The organism is Bacillus sp. FSL K6-1003 (assembly GCF_037964945.1).
In the GTDB taxonomy this organism is placed as follows: Bacteria; Bacillota; Bacilli; order Bacillales; family Bacillaceae; genus Bacillus; species Bacillus mojavensis.
Genome location: NZ_CP150176.1, coordinates 3,217,264 through 3,233,370, shown reverse-complemented (window position 1 = coordinate 3,233,370; position 16,107 = coordinate 3,217,264). Strand labels below are relative to the sequence as shown.

The window sequence follows — 16,107 nt, the reverse complement described above, 5'->3', positions numbered from 1 at the left end:
AATAAGAGGAAACAAAAACGGAGGGATGAACCAATGAAGCTGAATTTGCATGGAAAAACCGCACTGGTGACTGGCTCAACGTCGGGGATCGGCAAAGCGATTGCCGCTTCGTTAGCGGAAGAAGGCGCGGCGGTTATCATTAACGGACGCCGGGAAGAAAAAGTGAATCAGACGATAGACGATTTAAAAAAACAGCATGCAGAGGCTGTGTTTCATCCGGCCGCATTTGACCTTGGAACCGATGAAGGCTGCAATGACCTGTTTCAGGCATATCCGCAGGTTGATATTTTGGTCAATAATTTAGGGATTTTTGAACCGGCGGAGTATTTTGATATTCCTGATGAGGAGTGGTTCCGATTTTTTGAAGTGAATATTATGAGCGGTGTGAGGCTCACACGCAAGTATTTACACAAGATGATAGAGAAAAAAGAAGGCCGGGTGATTTTTATTGCCAGTGAAGCGGCAATCATGCCTTCACAGGAAATGGCCCATTACAGCGCGACGAAAACGATGCAGCTTTCCATTTCCCGCAGCTTGGCTGAGCTGGCAACCGGCACAAATGTAACGGTAAATACAGTCATGCCGGGTTCAACCTTAACAGAGGGAGTGGAAACAATGCTGAACTCTCTTTATCCTGGTGAAAACCTGACTGTTCAAGAAGCCGAGACCCGTTTTATGAAGGAAAACCGTCCGACTTCAATTATCCAAAGGCTGATTCGGCCGGAAGAAATTGCCCATTTTGTTACATTCCTAAGCAGTCCGCTGTCTTCCGCAATTAATGGCGCGGCACTGCGGGCGGACGGCGGCTTGGTCCGCAGCGTCTTTTAGAAAACCTCTCCCTCTGGGATGAGGTTTTTTTATTATATTGATTTCCAGAACCTGCTATCGTATAATATTGGTACCGAAATAGTTTTTATAGTACCAAAAGCGAGGTGGTTGATTTGGAGAAAAGAATATTGGCGGAAACCATTCGGCTGATCAGACAGAAAGGTTTTTCATTTACAATGAACGATCTGGCGGCAGCGCTTGGAACAAGCAAGCGGACGCTTTATGCGCACTATTCGTCGAAAGATCAGCTTGCGGAGGCCGTCGTGGAGCAGTTCATCTCAGAGATGAAGCAAATGGAAAAAAGCATCTATGAAGATGAGACCCTAGATGCGCTTGAAAAGGTGAAGCAATTGCTGATCGGTCTTCCAAAGGAAATGGAACTGCTGAACATGGGGTTATTACAAGAGCTGAAGAAATCCCATTACGATGCGTGGCTCACATTAGACATCTTTATGAAGGAAGAATGGTCAGTTGTTATCGATTTGTTAAACGAATGCAAGGAGCAAAAGAAGATCAGAAACATCAATATAGATTTATTGGTTCAAATGTATATAGGGAGCATCAACCAAGTGTACGATCCTGATTATCCCCTTAAACATCAGTACACAACAGGAGAGGTTCTTGAATCAATCGTAGATGTATTATGTAACGGCATAACAGAAAAATGAGGAGGCTGGTGGCGCGTGCAGTGGATGTTTTTATGTATGGCCATTTTATTTGAAGTTGCCGGAACAGTCAGTATGAAGCTTTCATCGGGTTTTACGAGGCTTCTGCCGAGCGTGCTATTGATGTTTTTTTATGGCGGGAGTCTTTTCTTTCTGACGCTTACGCTCAAATCTATCGATGTATCTGTTGCTTACGCAGTCTGGTCGGGGATGGGCATTGTCCTGATCACAATTGTTGGGTTTTTGTATTTTCAAGAGAATATAAGTGTCATGAAACTGATTTCAATCGGGCTGATTATTGCCGGTGTTGTGTCTTTAAACCTGATCGATCAAGGGGCGGAGCCTCAAACGGTACATAAAAGTGAGCAGTAACATGAGAGTGATGAAACTGTTCTTTCTCGTGACTGATATCGGTTTTATATTGTACTGGCTGTCTGCCGGCTTTTCATTAATGCCGGAAAGCTGGGCCTTTAAACATTATCAAGATCCGTTTATGATCGCTTGGAATTGGTCCTTTTTTCCCTTGGATATTTTAATCTCCATGACTGGTTTGTACAGCTTGTATTTGCAGCGCGTCAAAAGAGCAATATGGAGGCAAATGGCGCTGATTTCTCTTGTGCTGACCTTCTGTTCAGGCCTTCAGGCTTTATCATTCTGGACATTTAGCGGGGATTTTGATCTTGCATGGTGGCTGTTTAATGGATACCTGTTGATTTATCCTTTATTTTTTATTCACAGACTTTTATCTAAGCAGTGCGAGTAGCACTGCTTTTATTTATCGAAAACACCTTGTTTTCAGAAAATTTAACGATACAATATGTAATATATTGCATATTACATGTCAGGAGGATATACGTTGGCGACTCAGAAACAACGGTTGTACGGCTTTTTTATGGTGATTGTCGGAGCCGCTTTTTGGGGATTATCGGGTACGGTTGCCCAGCATTTATTTGAAACGAGTGATGTATCGGTGGAGTGGCTTGTAACGGTGCGTTTACTGTTATCAGGCCTGTTGGTGCTGATTATAGTATCCGCCGGTAAAAACAGGAGGGCAGTTTGGGGCATATGGAAAGATAAAAAAGCGGCTGTCCAGCTTATTGTTTTCGGGATTGCCGGCATGCTGGGTGTTCAGTATACATTTTTAGCTTCAATCGGCAACGGGAACGCAGCGGTGGCCACGCTGCTCCAATACTTAGCGCCTGTTCTGATTATGCTGTATTTGCTTCTAACCCGAAAGAATTCCTTTCAGTTTTTCGATTTTTTGGGGCTTTTGTTGGCTTTAGGAGGCACTTTTTTGCTGCTGACGAATGGAAACATCAGCAATTTAACAGTTTCTCCTTTGTCTGTTGTGTGGGGGATTCTGTCTGCTGGCGCGCTTGCCTTCTATACGCTGTATTCCAGTTCTCTTTTGAAAACATGGGGGTCGGCTATCGTCATAGGCTGGGGGATGCTGATCGGGGGCGTCGGCATGAGCTTTATTCATCCGCCTTGGGCTGTCCAGGCAGAAGGCTGGACGGTTTCTGGAATTGTATCGGTCGCTTTTATTGTCATTTTCGGAACGTTATTGGGATTCTGCATGTATCTAGAAAGCTTGAAATATTTATTTCCCCAAGAGGCGAGCATGCTGGGATGCACAGAGCCAGTTGCCGCAGTCGCGTCTTCTATTCTTTGGCTTGGCGTGTCCTTTGGGTTGTTTCAGGCGGCAGGAGCGGCATGCATTTTAGTCATGATTTTTGTCCTTTCACAGAAGAAAAGTGCCGGCAAAACGGCAGCATTAAAAAACAATATTCAGAGGTGATGCTTTATGCCGATACCGTCAAATGCCCCGAAGCCGAAACGGCAGACTGCCAAAAAGCTTGCGTTTGAGCAAATTCAAAAGTGGATCGTGGAAGGAGTGCTCATGCCCGGAGAAAAATTGAATGATGACGCATTAGCCAAAGCGCTTGGCGTCAGCAGAACACCGGTCAGAGAAGCCTTGCAATTATTAGAGATGCAGGGGTTTGTTGAAATGTCGCCGGGAAAAGAAACACGAATTTCACAGATTGAAAAAAACGATGTCTTCAAAGTCTATCCGCCGATGGCGTCTCTCCAGTCCACCGCTGCCGAATTGGCGATTGAAAACATTCAATCGTCTCATATAGAGCAGCTGACAGCCATCAATCACGAAATGAAAGCGGCAATTGATCAAAACGAAATCTATGAAGTGCTTGGCATTGATAAAGCGTTTCATGATGTGATTATTGAGGCGGCTGATAATGAATATATCAGCAATTTTACCTCTGTTCTTCATATGCATATTCTTCGGCTTGAGTACCTCTTTTTCAAGTCTCCACAGAATTCTATTGAAGAACATAAGCAAATCATTCAAGCATATAAGGCGAAGGACCGGAAAAAGGCGGTTGAGCTGACATACAGCAACTGGATCAAACCAATGCAGGACATTGCGAAAAAACTTGTGTAATGAAGGCAGAGAAGATGGGTCTCTGTCTTTTTTGATGAGAGCATATCCAATGAGAAGATGAGTCGGTTTCTGGGCATACTATGGCGAATAAACGGGAAGAGACCTACATCATTTCGTTGTAGAAGAGGGTTATGTTATATGAACAAGTGTTCTGATCAAAATCGTAGAACAGTGCCAAGTGTCGTCAAGGATGCCTTTCGCATTCATGCAACTCCTTTTCCATGGAAAAAGGCGATCGGTTCAGGCATCGCTTCAGGATTTCCTGTGTTTGTCGGCGCATTGTCGGGACACACGGATTATGGTCTAACCGCAAGCATCGGCGGTTTTGTTTTTATATATGCAGGCGGGGAATCGTATACGAAACGTATCCTGAAGCTGCTGTTTGTTTCAATAGGGATCGCCGTCTCGTTTGGACTGGGGATGCTGTTGGCAGGGACTTTTTGGAGCATGGCAGCTGTTCTAGGGCTTATCGGGGCAGCTGCAATGTTTATTTTTGGCGCGCTTGGGATTCAAGGTCCAGCACCCATGTTTTTTGTCCTTGCGTTTTTGGTGAGTTCGGGTTTGCCGGCAGATCCTTCAGAAGCTCCGTTCAGAGCGGGACTGACATTTGCCGGCGGGCTTTTCGCCACCGGAATCGCCTTGATTGGCTGGATCAATAACAGACATGGACCGGAAAATGAAGTGCTGCAAACCACATACCGCCAGCTGGCATCTTGCCTTTCTGCTGTCGGAGCTCCTGATTTTCATAACGCGCAGCATCAGACCGTGCTGATGCTGAGAACAGCCCGTCAAACGGTGCTCGGCAAAGGAAACAGATGGAGAAAGTCGCCTCATGATGAACGGTTTATCCGCTTGCTGGAAAAAGCTGATAATCTCTTTATCGCCATCATTCATTTTTCTGCTGAAACACCAAACGCAGATACAGTTCAGCTCGAAAAGGCACTTCGCCAAACTGCCGATATGCTTGGACAGGCTCGTTGTTCCGATGCGTTTCTGATCAAGGAGGATGAAGCGGAGCCAACCCGGAAGCTGTATGAAGGAATCAACGAGGTTTTGAGCATCGCTTCAGGACGGAATGATGATCCATCGGATGCGGAGCCAAGCCGGCTGCCATCCTCCTATTATTTTCTGAGAAATGCCTTTGACTGGAAGTCACCTGTTTTGATTCGGGCATTAAAGTATGGAATTGTGCTGTTTGCGGCTGCTTTGTTTGCCAATGCCTTCGGTTTTCACCGTTCTTATTGGATCCCGCTCTCTGCAGCGGCAGTGATGCTGGGCACGACTGTTGTCTTTACGCTGCATAGAGCTATTCAGCGTTCGGCAGGAACCGTACTTGGCGTGATGCTGGCAGGGGCGATCCTGTTCTTTAAGCCAGCCGGCGTGTATATCGCTTTATGTATCACAATGCTTCAATTTCTTCTTGAAATGCTGATTGTCCGCAATTATGCTTTGGCGGTTCCTTTTCTGACCGCAAATGCGCTTGTCATAACAGAAAGCATGCATGGCGGCTTAGGGACCGGTTATTTTATAGCGGCGAGGCTGACCGATGTGGCTGTCGGCAGCACAATTGGGCTATTGGGAACGATCCTTTTGTGGAGACGTTTTTCAGCAAAACGCCTGCCTGAACACATGAGGGAAGTGATCCGGCTGGAAGGACAGTTTATGGAGAGGCTGTTAGCAGGACAGCAAATAGACGGACATCAGCTTAGAGTGAGCTTAGTCAGGCTTCGGGATGCATATGATAAAGCACTTGGAGATTTTCCAAAAGCGAAAGCGGATACGCTGTGGGCGGCGATCTCTGGAGTACAGCACTTAGGTTATTATTTGCTCTCGGCTCAAGCCCATCACCGTCCGCCCTCTCCGGTTTCTGAACAAGAAATAAACCATTTGAGAGCGTTTTTTGAACAGGCTGAGCAATCAGTACTGATGAAAATGCCGCCCGCTGTTGTAGAAGTGCCGCGTTTTCCGTATTATCCGCGAATCAGCGGGGAGCTCTACACATTGTATACAGGTTTGCGAACAGCTTATGAAAAGTAAGCTGTTCGTACGGATTTGAAAAAAATCTTTAATTCGAGATATTTTATTTGAAAGCAATTTTTATTGCACCTATAATAAGGTTTAAGAGATAAAGAATAATCATGACGCGTCTGAATGATAATAACGGATGTGTAATTTTAAAATTGAAAGGGCTGGTAAAAATGGCAAAAGTATTGTATATCACTGCTCACCCGCATGATGAAGCGACTTCTTACAGCATGGCAACAGGTAAAGCGTTTATTGAATCATACAAAGAAGCAAATCCAAATGATGAAGTTGTACATATCGACTTGTACAAAGAAAACATTCCTCACATTGATGCTGATGTATTCAGCGGCTGGGGCAAGCTCCAGTCAGGCGACGAACTTTCTGAAAACGAAAAAGCGAAAGTGGGCCGTTTAGGAGAGCTTAGCGATCAATTTGCATCTGCTGATAAATATGTATTCGTCACGCCACTATGGAACTTCTCATTCCCGCCAGTGATGAAAGCATACCTTGATTCAGTTGCAGTAGCAGGAAAGTCTTTTAAATACACTGAACAAGGTCCAGTCGGCTTGTTAACTGATAAAAAAGCGATTCACATTCAAGCGCGCGGCGGCTATTATTCAGAAGGCCCTGCGGCTGAAATGGAAATGGGCCACCGCTACATCGGCATTATGATGAACTTCTTCGGCGTTCCATCCTTCGATGGCATTTTCGTAGAGGGCCATAATGCAGAGCCTGACAAAGCACAGCAAATCAAAGAAGATGCAATTGCCCGCGCAAAAGAAGCAGGAAAAACATTCTAATGAAAAAAGCCTCCCCGTATAAAGGGAGGCTTTAATTATTGTTCTAACGAAATGGTCCGTTTCTCTTCACTGCTTTTCACAGCCGCTTCAATAATCCGGATGACATCAATTCCCTCTTCAGCTGTGACAGGGAGCGGCGCGCCTTTGCGTATGCTGTCCGCTATTTTGCGGTAATAGGTAAGGTAAGAGCCGTTAACTGATGGAATGGTTTCAGTTTTTTTGTTTTCGCCATGAACTGTTGTCAGCTGACCGTATGATTCGGGATCATCCGCACCCCAGCTGTCATTCTCCGGTTTTTTTCCGGCTCTGAGGGCATCTTCCTGTCCGTCGATCCCGTATTTGATAAAACTTGAATGCTGTCCGTGAATTTGATAACGCGGGCCGTTTGCCGCGGCGATTGATCCGCCGTATAGAATGGCTTGAAGCTTACCGTAATCCATTGTCAGATGAAAATAATCAACGGTTTCAGCATGTTCTCTTTGAGCCATGACTTTTGCGGTTACAGCTTTAGGCATTCCGAATAAATGCAGTGCCTGGTCTATGATATGGGAGCCGAGATCATACAGCGTACCGGTGGCAGCCCCTTCTTTTTCCCGCCATCTTGCTTGAACCTCTGGTTTGTATCGGTCATAGGAGACCTGATATGTATTGATATCTTCAAGAGACCCGTCATCAATCAGTTTTTTAATTGTTAAAAAGTCATTATCCCATCGTCTGTTATGGTATACGCTTAACAATACGCCTCGTTCGTCGGCTGCTTTTTTTAATTTTTCCCCTTCTTCAGCAGTGGCTGTCATTGGTTTTTCGATGACGACATGTTTTCCCGCCTGAATGCATGCCAATGCGTGCTCGTAGTGGAGGCCGCTCGGAGTGGTGACGATGACAAGCTCAATTGCCGGGTCATTTGTCATCTCCTCAAGCTCATGCACTACTTCGGCATCAGGGAAATCACGCTTCACCTCTTCCGTTCGCGACGTCATCACCTTGCTGATATGATACTCATCCAGAACGGCAAGCAGCGGCGCGTGAAAGACAGAGCCTGACAGTCCATACCCTAATATCCCTACCTGTATCGTATCCACTTTTCTTCTCCCCTTTTAAAAGTGCTTTGATAAAGGTATATACCCTTTTCTTCAAATGGTAAAACCTGCATAGTGAATTTTTTTGCCGCCGCAAGCTTAGACAACGGTTTGGACAATCAGTATAATGGGAATTAATATATGAAACAGAGGTGTGCGCATGGAGAAGCATAATGAACATAAAGCATTAAACCATAAAAGCTCGAAAGAAAAGGATCAAATTACAAACCGATTGAAACGGATTGAAGGCCAGGTCAGAGGCATTCAAAATATGGTGGAAAACGACCGATATTGCGTTGACATTCTTGTGCAGATTTCAGCTGTTCAGGCGGCGATGCAAAAAGTGGCTCTCCACTTGCTTGAAGATCACGCCCATCATTGCGTAGCAGACGCCATCAAAAGCGGAGACGGAGACCAAGCCATTTCCGAGCTATTAGACGTATTTAAAAAATTAACGAAATAATCATGCTTTCATCATTGTAATACCCTACGGGGGTATGGTAGGATGAAAACAGACAAAACAAATAGGAGGTATTGATATGGAACACAAAACATTACAAGTTGAAGGCATGTCTTGTCAGCACTGCGTCAAAGCAGTTGAAACGAGTGTGGGAGAGCTGGACGGCGTTAGCGCTGTTCGCGTTCATCTTGAAGCAGGGAAAGTTGATGTCACGTTTGATGCCGGCAAAGTGTCAGTCAAAGACATTGCGGATGCGATAGAAGACCAAGGCTATGATGTAGCCAACTGATTCACGGTATCGCACCTTGATGAAGGTGCGATATTTCTTTCATTTTTATATACCCCCCTGGTGTATATAAAGGAGTGAGTGTATTGAGTGAGCAAAAGGAAATTGCGATGCAAGTATCTGGTATGACTTGTGCGGCGTGTGCCGCCAGAATTGAAAAAGGCTTGAAACGGATGCCTGGTGTCACAGACGCCAATGTGAATCTGGCGACGGAAACGTCAAATGTCACCTATGACCCTGCTGAAACAGGAACAGAAAAAATCCAAGAAAAAATAGAAAAACTGGGCTATCACGTCGTAACGGAAAAAGCTGAGTTTGATATTGAGGGCATGACCTGTGCGGCATGCGCCAATCGGATTGAAAAACGGCTTAACAAATTAGAAGGCGTTACAAATGCTCCGGTGAACTTTGCTTTAGAAACTGTGACAGTTGAATACAACCCAAAAGAAGCGGCTGTCAGCGATTTTAAAGAAGCCGTTGATAAGCTCGGATATAAGCTTAAGCTGAAAGGCGATGAGGATAGCGAAGCCGCTGCTTCTAAAAAGAAAGAAGAACGGCAGCAAACAGCGAGACTGATCTTTTCAGCTATTCTGTCATTTCCTTTGCTGTGGGCAATGGTGAGCCATTTTACATTTACTTCGTTCATTTGGGTGCCGGATTTATTCCTCAATCCGTGGATGCAATTTGCCCTTGCGACTCCGGTGCAGTTTTTGATCGGCTGGCCGTTTTACGTCGGCGCATATAAGGCGCTCAGAAATAAAAGCGCCAATATGGATGTATTGGTTGCACTCGGAACAACGGCTGCTTATGCTTACAGTCTTTATCTTACGATTCAAAGCCTCGGTTCCCATGGGCATACTGACGGCCTTTACTATGAAACTAGCGCGATTTTGCTGACGCTCATTTTGTTAGGAAAGCTGTTTGAAACAAAGGCGAAAGGGCGCTCATCAGATGCGATTAAAAAGCTCATGAAGCTGCAAGCCAAAACAGCGGCGGTTGTAAGAGACGGACAGGAGCAAATCATCCCGATAGATGAAGTGGCTGTTGGTGATATTGTTCATGTCAAACCAGGCGAACGAATTCCTGTCGATGGAGAGGTGCTGGAAGGCCGCTCGGCTGTAGATGAATCCATGATCACAGGAGAAAGTCTTCCCGTTGACAAATCTCCCGGTGACAGCGTGACAGGGGCGACTGTGAACTCAAACGGTTTTCTGAAAATCAAGGCTGTGAACGTCGGGAAAGAAACAGCGCTTTCTCATATCATCAAAATTGTGGAGGAAGCACAGGGATCAAAAGCGCCGATTCAGCGTCTCGCCGACCAGATCTCCGGCATTTTTGTGCCGATTGTATTGGGGATCGCCGTTCTCACGTTCCTTATTTGGTATCTTTGGGCGTCTCCAGGTGATTTTGCTGAAGCGATCAGCAAGTTTATTGCGGTTCTCGTCATCGCCTGTCCATGTGCACTGGGACTTGCCACCCCGACAAGCATTATGGCAGGATCCGGACGGGCGGCTGAATTTGGCATTCTTTTTAAAGGCGGAGAGCATTTAGAAAAAACACATCGCCTTGATACCATTGTTCTTGATAAAACAGGAACAGTGACAAACGGAAAGCCGAAGCTGACGGATGCCCTTCCATCTGATGCCTTTGAAGAAACAGAGCTGCTCCGGTTCGCAGCAGCTGCTGAGACGGGCTCGGAACACCCGCTAGGTGAAGCGATCGTTGCCGGTGTGAAAGATAAAGGGCTGGAGATACCAAAGCTGACCCATTTTGAAGCAAAAGTAGGCGCGGGTATATCAGCCGAAGCCGGAGGCAAAACGATACTCGTCGGCACAAGACGGTTAATGGAGAGCGAACGGATTGAGCATGAGGCTCTTCTTCCTCGGATGGAGGAGCTTGAAGGAGAAGGGAAAACAGTGATGCTCGTGTCCATTGATGGTGCCGCAGCGGGACTTATAGCGGTTGCCGATACGATAAAAGACACATCGCGGGAGGCAGTCACCCGCCTGAAAGAGATGGGGCTGGATGTCATCATGATGACCGGGGACAATCGCAGAACGGCAGAAGCAATTGCGAAGGAAGCTGGAATTGCCAGCGTCATTGCTGAGGTCCTTCCTGAGCAAAAGGCAGCGGAAATTTCCCGCCTGCAAAAAGAAGGACGCCAGACAGCAATGGTCGGTGATGGAATCAACGATGCACCCGCGCTTGCCACAGCGGATATCGGCATGGCAATTGGAACAGGCACCGACATCGCGATGGAAACAGCGGACATCACGCTCATTCGCGGTGATCTGAACAGTATTGCGGACGCCATCCGTATGAGCAGACTTACCATGAAAAACATTAAACAAAACTTATTCTGGGCACTTGGCTATAACAGTCTCGGCATTCCAGTCGCGGCCCTTGGATTTTTAGCGCCATGGATAGCGGGAGCGGCAATGGCTTTTAGCTCTGTATCTGTTGTTCTGAATGCATTGCGTCTGCAAAAAGTAAAATAAAAACCGGTGTTTTGCCGGTTTTTATTTTTCATTGACACTTTCTTGGAAGACACCATATAATAAATGTAACTAGTATATGAGTATATGCTCATATATGTAATTTTAATACTCACACTCATTCATCTGCTTTGATGAGGGAATCCTAAATCGGAAGGTAAGGTGAGACAAATGAAACAAGTGAAGCGGGAATATGTTCTGGACGGTTTGGATTGCAGCAACTGCGCACAAAAAATTGAAAATGGCGTCAAAGGCATCAAAGGCGTTGACGGATGCGCGGTTAACTTTGCAGCAAGCACACTGACTGTCTCAGCCGATGGCAAAGAAGAACAATGGGTCACCAATAAGGTCGAGAAAAAAGTAAAATCAATTGATCCTCATGTAACTGTTCGTCCGAAACATAAAAAGAAATCAGCAGATGACGGTTATCGAAAAAGAATGATCAATATGCTGATCAGAATGGCAGCAGCGGTCATTCTCGGAGCAGCGGCATATTTGATTCATGCCGGCCCAATACTGGAATTTTTATTATTCTTTGCCGCCTACTTGATAATTGGGGGGGATATTGTCGTTCGAGCGGTCAAAAACATCAGCCGCGGACAAGTGTTTGATGAACATTTTTTAATGGCTCTTGCTACAATCGGCGCTTTTTTGATTCAGCAATACCCGGAAGGCGTTGCTGTAATGCTGTTTTATCAAATCGGTGAGCTGTTTCAAGGAGCCGCGGTCAGCCGTTCAAGAAAATCGATCAGTGCATTAATGGATATCAGGCCGGATTACGCCAATATGAAAATAGGGGACGGCATCAAGACCGTTTCTCCGGAGGACGTGCAAACAGGAGATATCATTGTCGTCAACCCGGGAGAAAGCATCCCGCTGGACGGAAAAGTCGTACAGGGATCAGCGATGGTTGATACATCAGCGCTGACAGGAGAATCTGTTCCAAGAAAAGCGGCAGAAGGACAAGAAGTCATGTCCGGCTTTATCAATCAAAACGGCGTTCTGCATATCGAAGTAACAAAAGGCTATAAGGATTCCGCGGTATCCAAAATATTAGATATGGTTCAAAATGCGAGCAGCCGCAAAGCGCGGACTGAAAACTTTATCACGAAGTTTGCCAAGTATTATACACCGGCTGTCGTCATCATCGCCGCTCTGCTTGCATTTGTCCCGCCGCTGGTTATTCCTGGCGCTTTACTTTCTGATTGGGTGTACCGCGCGCTTATTTTCTTAGTCATTTCATGCCCATGCGCCCTTGTTGTCTCAATTCCGCTCGGTTTCTTCGGCGGAATCGGCGCAGCTTCGAAGGCCGGGGTGCTTGTGAAAGGAAGCAATTATTTAGAAGCCTTACATCAAGTGAAGTACGCTGTGTTTGATAAAACAGGCACCCTGACAAAAGGCAGCTTTGAAGTGACAGAGATCAAACCTGCGGAAGGCCTTTCGAAGGAGACTTTACTCGAAGCCGCGGCATACGCTGAGCTTCACTCTCAGCACCCGATTGCAGAATCTGTCCGGAAAGCCTATGGTAAGCCGCTTTCTCCAGACAAAATCGAGTCATATGAGGAAATATCCGGCCACGGTATTTTCGCTAAGGTGAACGGAAAAGAAATCCTTGCGGGGAACAAGAAGCTGATGGAAAGAGAACAGATTAAGAGCGTCCCGGATGAAAACGCCGGTACAATTGTTCACGTGGCTATTGATCAGCGCTATGCCGGGGCGATCATCATAGCAGATGAAGTAAAGGAAGACGCAAAACAAGCAATCGCAGATTTGAAATCACTCGGTATCAAACAGACAGTCATGCTGACGGGCGATTCAAAACAGACAGGAGAAACAGTCGGAAAACAGCTCGGCCTCGACGAGGTTTATGCGGAGCTGCTGCCGGAGGATAAAGTGGAGCGGGTAGAAGCACTGGAATTGAAGCTGCTCCCGAATGAAAAGCTCATTTTTGTCGGTGACGGAATTAATGACACGCCGGTGCTTGCGCGCGCGGATATCGGAGCGGCGATGGGCGGACTCGGATCAGATGCAGCTGTAGAAGCCGCGGATGTTGTGCTGATGACAGATCAGCCGTCGAAAATAGCGGAAGCGATTCGGATTGCCAAACGGACTCGGCGAATCGTGTGGCAAAACATCGGCTTTGCTTTAGGTGTTAAGGCTATTTTCCTCTTACTCGGAGCGTTTGGATTTGCGACCATGTGGGAGGCGGTTTTCTCAGATGTCGGTGTTACGCTTCTTGCTGTTGCAAACGCCATGCGTGTGATGCGCCTCAAAATGAGATAATTGTCGGACAGAATTCACTATTTCGGGCTTTTCTTATAGACGGTTGTCTTGTTAAAATAAAGAAGTGGGTCAATGGAGATCCGCTTCTTTTTTAATTTTAAAACGATGAGGTGTCGGAGTGAAAAAGAAACAGCAGTCTTCTGCGAAATTCGCGGTCATCCTTACGGTTGTCGTTGTTGTCTTATTAGCAGCAATTGTCATCATTAATAACAAAACAGAGCAAGGCAACGAAGCAGTGTCAGGACAGCCGTCTATCAAAGGCCAGCCTGTGCTTGGCGAGGATGATGCACCGGTAACAGTAGTGGAATTCGGAGATTACAAATGTCCGTCTTGCAAGATGTTTAACAGCGACATCTTCCCCAAAATCCAAAAAGACTTTATTGACAAGGGCGATGTGAAATTTTCTTTCGTGAACGTCATGTTCCATGGAAAAGGCTCAACGTTAGCAGCTCTTGCCTCAGAGGAAGTATGGAAAGAAGATCCTGATTCTTTCTGGGCATTTCATGAGAAGCTGTTTGATAAGCAGCCGGACACAGAGCAGGAATGGGTAACGCCAGCGGTTCTCGGTGATATTGCAAAAAGCACGACGAAGGTAAACCCTGATACGCTGAAGGACAATCTTGATAAGGAAACGTTTGCTTCTGCAGTGGAAAAGGATTCAGCTCTTAATAATAAAATGAACATAAAAGCAACGCCTACGATTTACGTTAATGATAAAGTGATAAGCGATTTTTCGAGTTATAAAGAAATTAAAAAAACGATAGAAAAAGAGCTGAAAGGGAAGTAAGCGCATGAAAAATAGAATGGTTTTTTTATATACTTCCTGGGTTGTCGCTCTAATTGCCATGCTGGGCAGCCTGTATTTCAGTGAAATCAGAAAATTCATCCCGTGTGAACTGTGCTGGTACCAGCGTATTCTCATGTATCCGCTCGTTCTGATTTTAGGAATCGCCACCTTTCAGGGTGACACACGCGTGAAAAAATATGTGCTGCCGATGGCGATTATCGGCGCATTTATTTCGATTATGCACTATCTGGAGCAAAAAGTGCCGGGCTTTAGCGGCATCAAGCCATGTATAAGCGGTGTGCCTTGCTCGGGTCAATATATTAACTGGTTCGGTTTTGTAACCATTCCGTTTCTGGCCTTGATTGCTTTTATTTTGATCATCATTTTTATGTGCCTTTTAAAAGGTGAAAAATCTGAATAAGAAAAAAGCGCCCGCGAATGCAGGGCGCTTTTTTTACTTGTACAAATGATAGGAGCTGCCAGAGGTAAACCCATGCTGATCGGTGTTTGCTGTTTTCCCTCTAAATTTATCTTTTTTTATCATAAAAATGTTATTGATTTTCACCTGAAGCGGTTATAAAATCTAGAGGTCGTCAGAAAATTTAACAAATATAAAGGGAGTCATCAGAATGGCTTGGGAGCTGCTCAGTGTGATCGGCATCATTGCGTTTGCGGTTAGCGGCGCAATTGTTGCGATGGAAGAAGAATATGATATTTTAGGTGTTTATATATTAGGAATTGTCACAGCTTTTGGTGGAGGAGCGATCCGCAATTTGCTGATCGGCGTTCCGGTGTCAGCATTGTGGGAGCAGGGTGCGTACTTTCAAATCGCTCTGGTATCGATCACGATCGTTTTCTTGTTTCCAAAGCTGCTGCTGAAGCATTGGAACAAATGGGGAAATTTATCCGATGCGATCGGTCTTGCAGCCTTCGCTATTCAGGGTGCCCTGTATGCCGTTAAAATGGGGCATCCGCTTAGTGCCGTTATCGTGGCTGCGGTTCTGACGGGAAGCGGCGGAGGAATCATTCGGGACCTGCTTGCCGGGCGCAAGCCGCTTGTGCTGAAAGCGGAAATCTATGCGGTATGGGCGGCGCTCGGCGGTTTAATCGTCGGCTTGGGCTGGACCGGAAACTCGATCGGTTTATATGCGCTGTTTTTTTTGCTCGTCGTATGCCGCGTTTGTTCTTATATGTTTAATTGGAAGCTGCCAAACCGTTATTTTCGCTTAGATAGTCAGTAAAATAAAAGAAACCTCTCCGTCATGGAGAGGTTTCTTTTATGGTAGCCTGCTGGGATCAAATAAAAAGTCCTTTCGAATGCTGGCCGCACAGAGCAAAGCTGTTTGAAAATTAATAGGTAGCCCAAAATGTATAGCTGATGGTTTTTTTAGTTCCTGTGTTAGTGAATTTGAATCTGTATGTTGTTTTGTAGCTTTTAGAAGCTTGTTTGTAACTTAAATTTGTAGAGCCTTTTTTCGTTGCATAAAAAGTTTTAACATTTTTCCAGCCTTTATTTGTCTTTTGTTGCAGAGTTGCTGTAATTTTCCCGCTGCCTGATCCGTTTGCCTTAATGTTGGCCCAAGTTCCTTGCCCTGGATAATAAATATGAAAAGTTGGCGAGTAAGTATAGTTTTTAAACGAGCCCGAATGGTAATGAGTACTCCATATTTGCCCTTTTTTAACCCAATCTTTAGCTTCCGCTTTGTTGTTTACTAGGTCAATCGCCGTAAAACTTGTAACGGCTACGACGAATGCCAGCAACATCATAGATAGCTTTTTCTTCACTGAGTATTTCCTCCTAACTTATTCTGGTTCTTTCTTCATGTTCATATCATAAACCGAGAGAAATAATGTAACATCGTCCTATTCTCCCAAATTAAAAACTTCAATTTGTTGAAATATGTCGAAATTGGATGAAAAATGACTATTTTACTGCGA

17 protein-coding genes are annotated in these 16,107 nt (G+C 45.5%); 15 read left to right on the top strand and 2 right to left on the bottom strand.

Going from position 1 to position 16,107, the window contains the following annotated elements; translation table 11 throughout:
* Positions 1–33 precede the first annotated feature (33 nt).
* From NSU16_RS16560 to azoRB, 8 genes are all read left to right on the top strand, one after another.
* Positions 34–828: an SDR family oxidoreductase gene (locus tag NSU16_RS16560; protein ID WP_268449167.1), complete on the top strand. Its 795-nt coding sequence runs from the start codon at positions 34–36 to the stop codon at positions 826–828.
* Between the two features lie 113 nt (positions 829–941).
* Positions 942–1,496, top strand: a complete 555-nt coding sequence (locus tag NSU16_RS16555; protein ID WP_026014608.1) for a TetR/AcrR family transcriptional regulator — start codon at positions 942–944, stop codon at positions 1,494–1,496.
* A 15-nt stretch (positions 1,497–1,511) separates the two neighbouring features.
* Positions 1,512–1,865, top strand: a complete 354-nt coding sequence (locus NSU16_RS16550; RefSeq protein ID WP_339191532.1) for a multidrug efflux SMR transporter — start codon at positions 1,512–1,514, stop codon at positions 1,863–1,865.
* A gap of 1 nt (position 1,866) precedes the next feature.
* Positions 1,867–2,256, top strand: a complete 390-nt coding sequence (locus NSU16_RS16545; RefSeq protein ID WP_168748751.1) for a YvaD family protein — start codon at positions 1,867–1,869, stop codon at positions 2,254–2,256.
* Between the two features lie 93 nt (positions 2,257–2,349).
* Positions 2,350–3,291 carry a DMT family transporter gene (locus NSU16_RS16540; protein WP_326332048.1) on the top strand — a complete coding sequence of 314 codons (942 nt, stop codon included), beginning with the start codon at positions 2,350–2,352 and terminating at the stop codon, positions 3,289–3,291.
* Between the two features lie 6 nt (positions 3,292–3,297).
* Positions 3,298–3,954, top strand: coding sequence for a GntR family transcriptional regulator (locus tag NSU16_RS16535; protein ID WP_339191530.1), 657 nt, complete (start codon positions 3,298–3,300; stop codon positions 3,952–3,954).
* 138 nt (positions 3,955–4,092) lie between these two features.
* Positions 4,093–5,991, top strand: coding sequence for an FUSC family protein (locus tag NSU16_RS16530; protein WP_339191528.1), 1,899 nt, complete (start codon positions 4,093–4,095; stop codon positions 5,989–5,991).
* A gap of 161 nt (positions 5,992–6,152) precedes the next feature.
* Positions 6,153–6,779: an FMN-dependent NADH-azoreductase AzoRB gene (azoRB, locus tag NSU16_RS16525; protein ID WP_168748747.1), complete on the top strand. Its 627-nt coding sequence runs from the start codon at positions 6,153–6,155 to the stop codon at positions 6,777–6,779.
* Positions 6,780–6,814: 35 nt separating this feature from the next.
* On the opposite strand, the gene NSU16_RS16520 is transcribed toward azoRB, so the two are convergent.
* A complete protein-coding gene (locus NSU16_RS16520) occupies positions 6,815–7,861 on the bottom strand; it encodes an oxidoreductase (RefSeq protein ID WP_339191527.1) in 1,047 nt (348 codons plus the stop codon).
* A gap of 157 nt (positions 7,862–8,018) precedes the next feature.
* On the opposite strand from NSU16_RS16520, the gene csoR reads away from it, so the two are divergent.
* The 7 genes from csoR (at position 8,019) to NSU16_RS16485 (ending at position 15,410) form a co-directional block, all read left to right on the top strand.
* The gene (gene csoR, locus NSU16_RS16515; protein WP_010331880.1) at positions 8,019–8,321 is read left to right on the top strand and encodes a copper-sensing transcriptional repressor CsoR; all 303 of its coding nucleotides are present in this window, start codon (positions 8,019–8,021) and stop codon (positions 8,319–8,321) included.
* A gap of 76 nt (positions 8,322–8,397) precedes the next feature.
* Positions 8,398–8,607: a copper chaperone CopZ gene (gene copZ, locus NSU16_RS16510; protein ID WP_339191525.1), complete on the top strand. Its 210-nt coding sequence runs from the start codon at positions 8,398–8,400 to the stop codon at positions 8,605–8,607.
* Between the two features lie 83 nt (positions 8,608–8,690).
* Entirely contained in the window at positions 8,691–11,102 is a 2,412-nt protein-coding gene (gene copA, locus NSU16_RS16505) for a copper-exporting P-type ATPase CopA (RefSeq protein ID WP_168748744.1), read from the top strand.
* Between the two features lie 168 nt (positions 11,103–11,270).
* On the top strand, positions 11,271–13,382 hold the full coding sequence (locus NSU16_RS16500) for a heavy metal translocating P-type ATPase (RefSeq protein ID WP_339191522.1): 2,112 nt from the start codon (positions 11,271–11,273) through the stop codon (positions 13,380–13,382).
* Positions 13,383–13,500: 118 nt separating this feature from the next.
* Entirely contained in the window at positions 13,501–14,169 is a 669-nt protein-coding gene (locus NSU16_RS16495; protein ID WP_010331877.1) for a DsbA family protein, read from the top strand.
* 4 nt (positions 14,170–14,173) lie between these two features.
* Complete coding sequence (locus NSU16_RS16490; RefSeq protein WP_168748741.1) at positions 14,174–14,590, top strand: disulfide oxidoreductase; 417 nt, start codon at positions 14,174–14,176, stop codon at positions 14,588–14,590.
* A 208-nt stretch (positions 14,591–14,798) separates the two neighbouring features.
* The gene (locus NSU16_RS16485) at positions 14,799–15,410 is read left to right on the top strand and encodes a trimeric intracellular cation channel family protein (protein WP_339191521.1); all 612 of its coding nucleotides are present in this window, start codon (positions 14,799–14,801) and stop codon (positions 15,408–15,410) included.
* A gap of 109 nt (positions 15,411–15,519) precedes the next feature.
* Here NSU16_RS16485 and NSU16_RS16480 read toward each other — a convergent pair whose 3' ends face one another.
* Positions 15,520–15,954, bottom strand: coding sequence for a hypothetical protein (locus NSU16_RS16480; protein ID WP_168748739.1), 435 nt, complete (start codon positions 15,952–15,954; stop codon positions 15,520–15,522).
* Between the last annotated feature and the right edge of the window lie 153 nt (positions 15,955–16,107).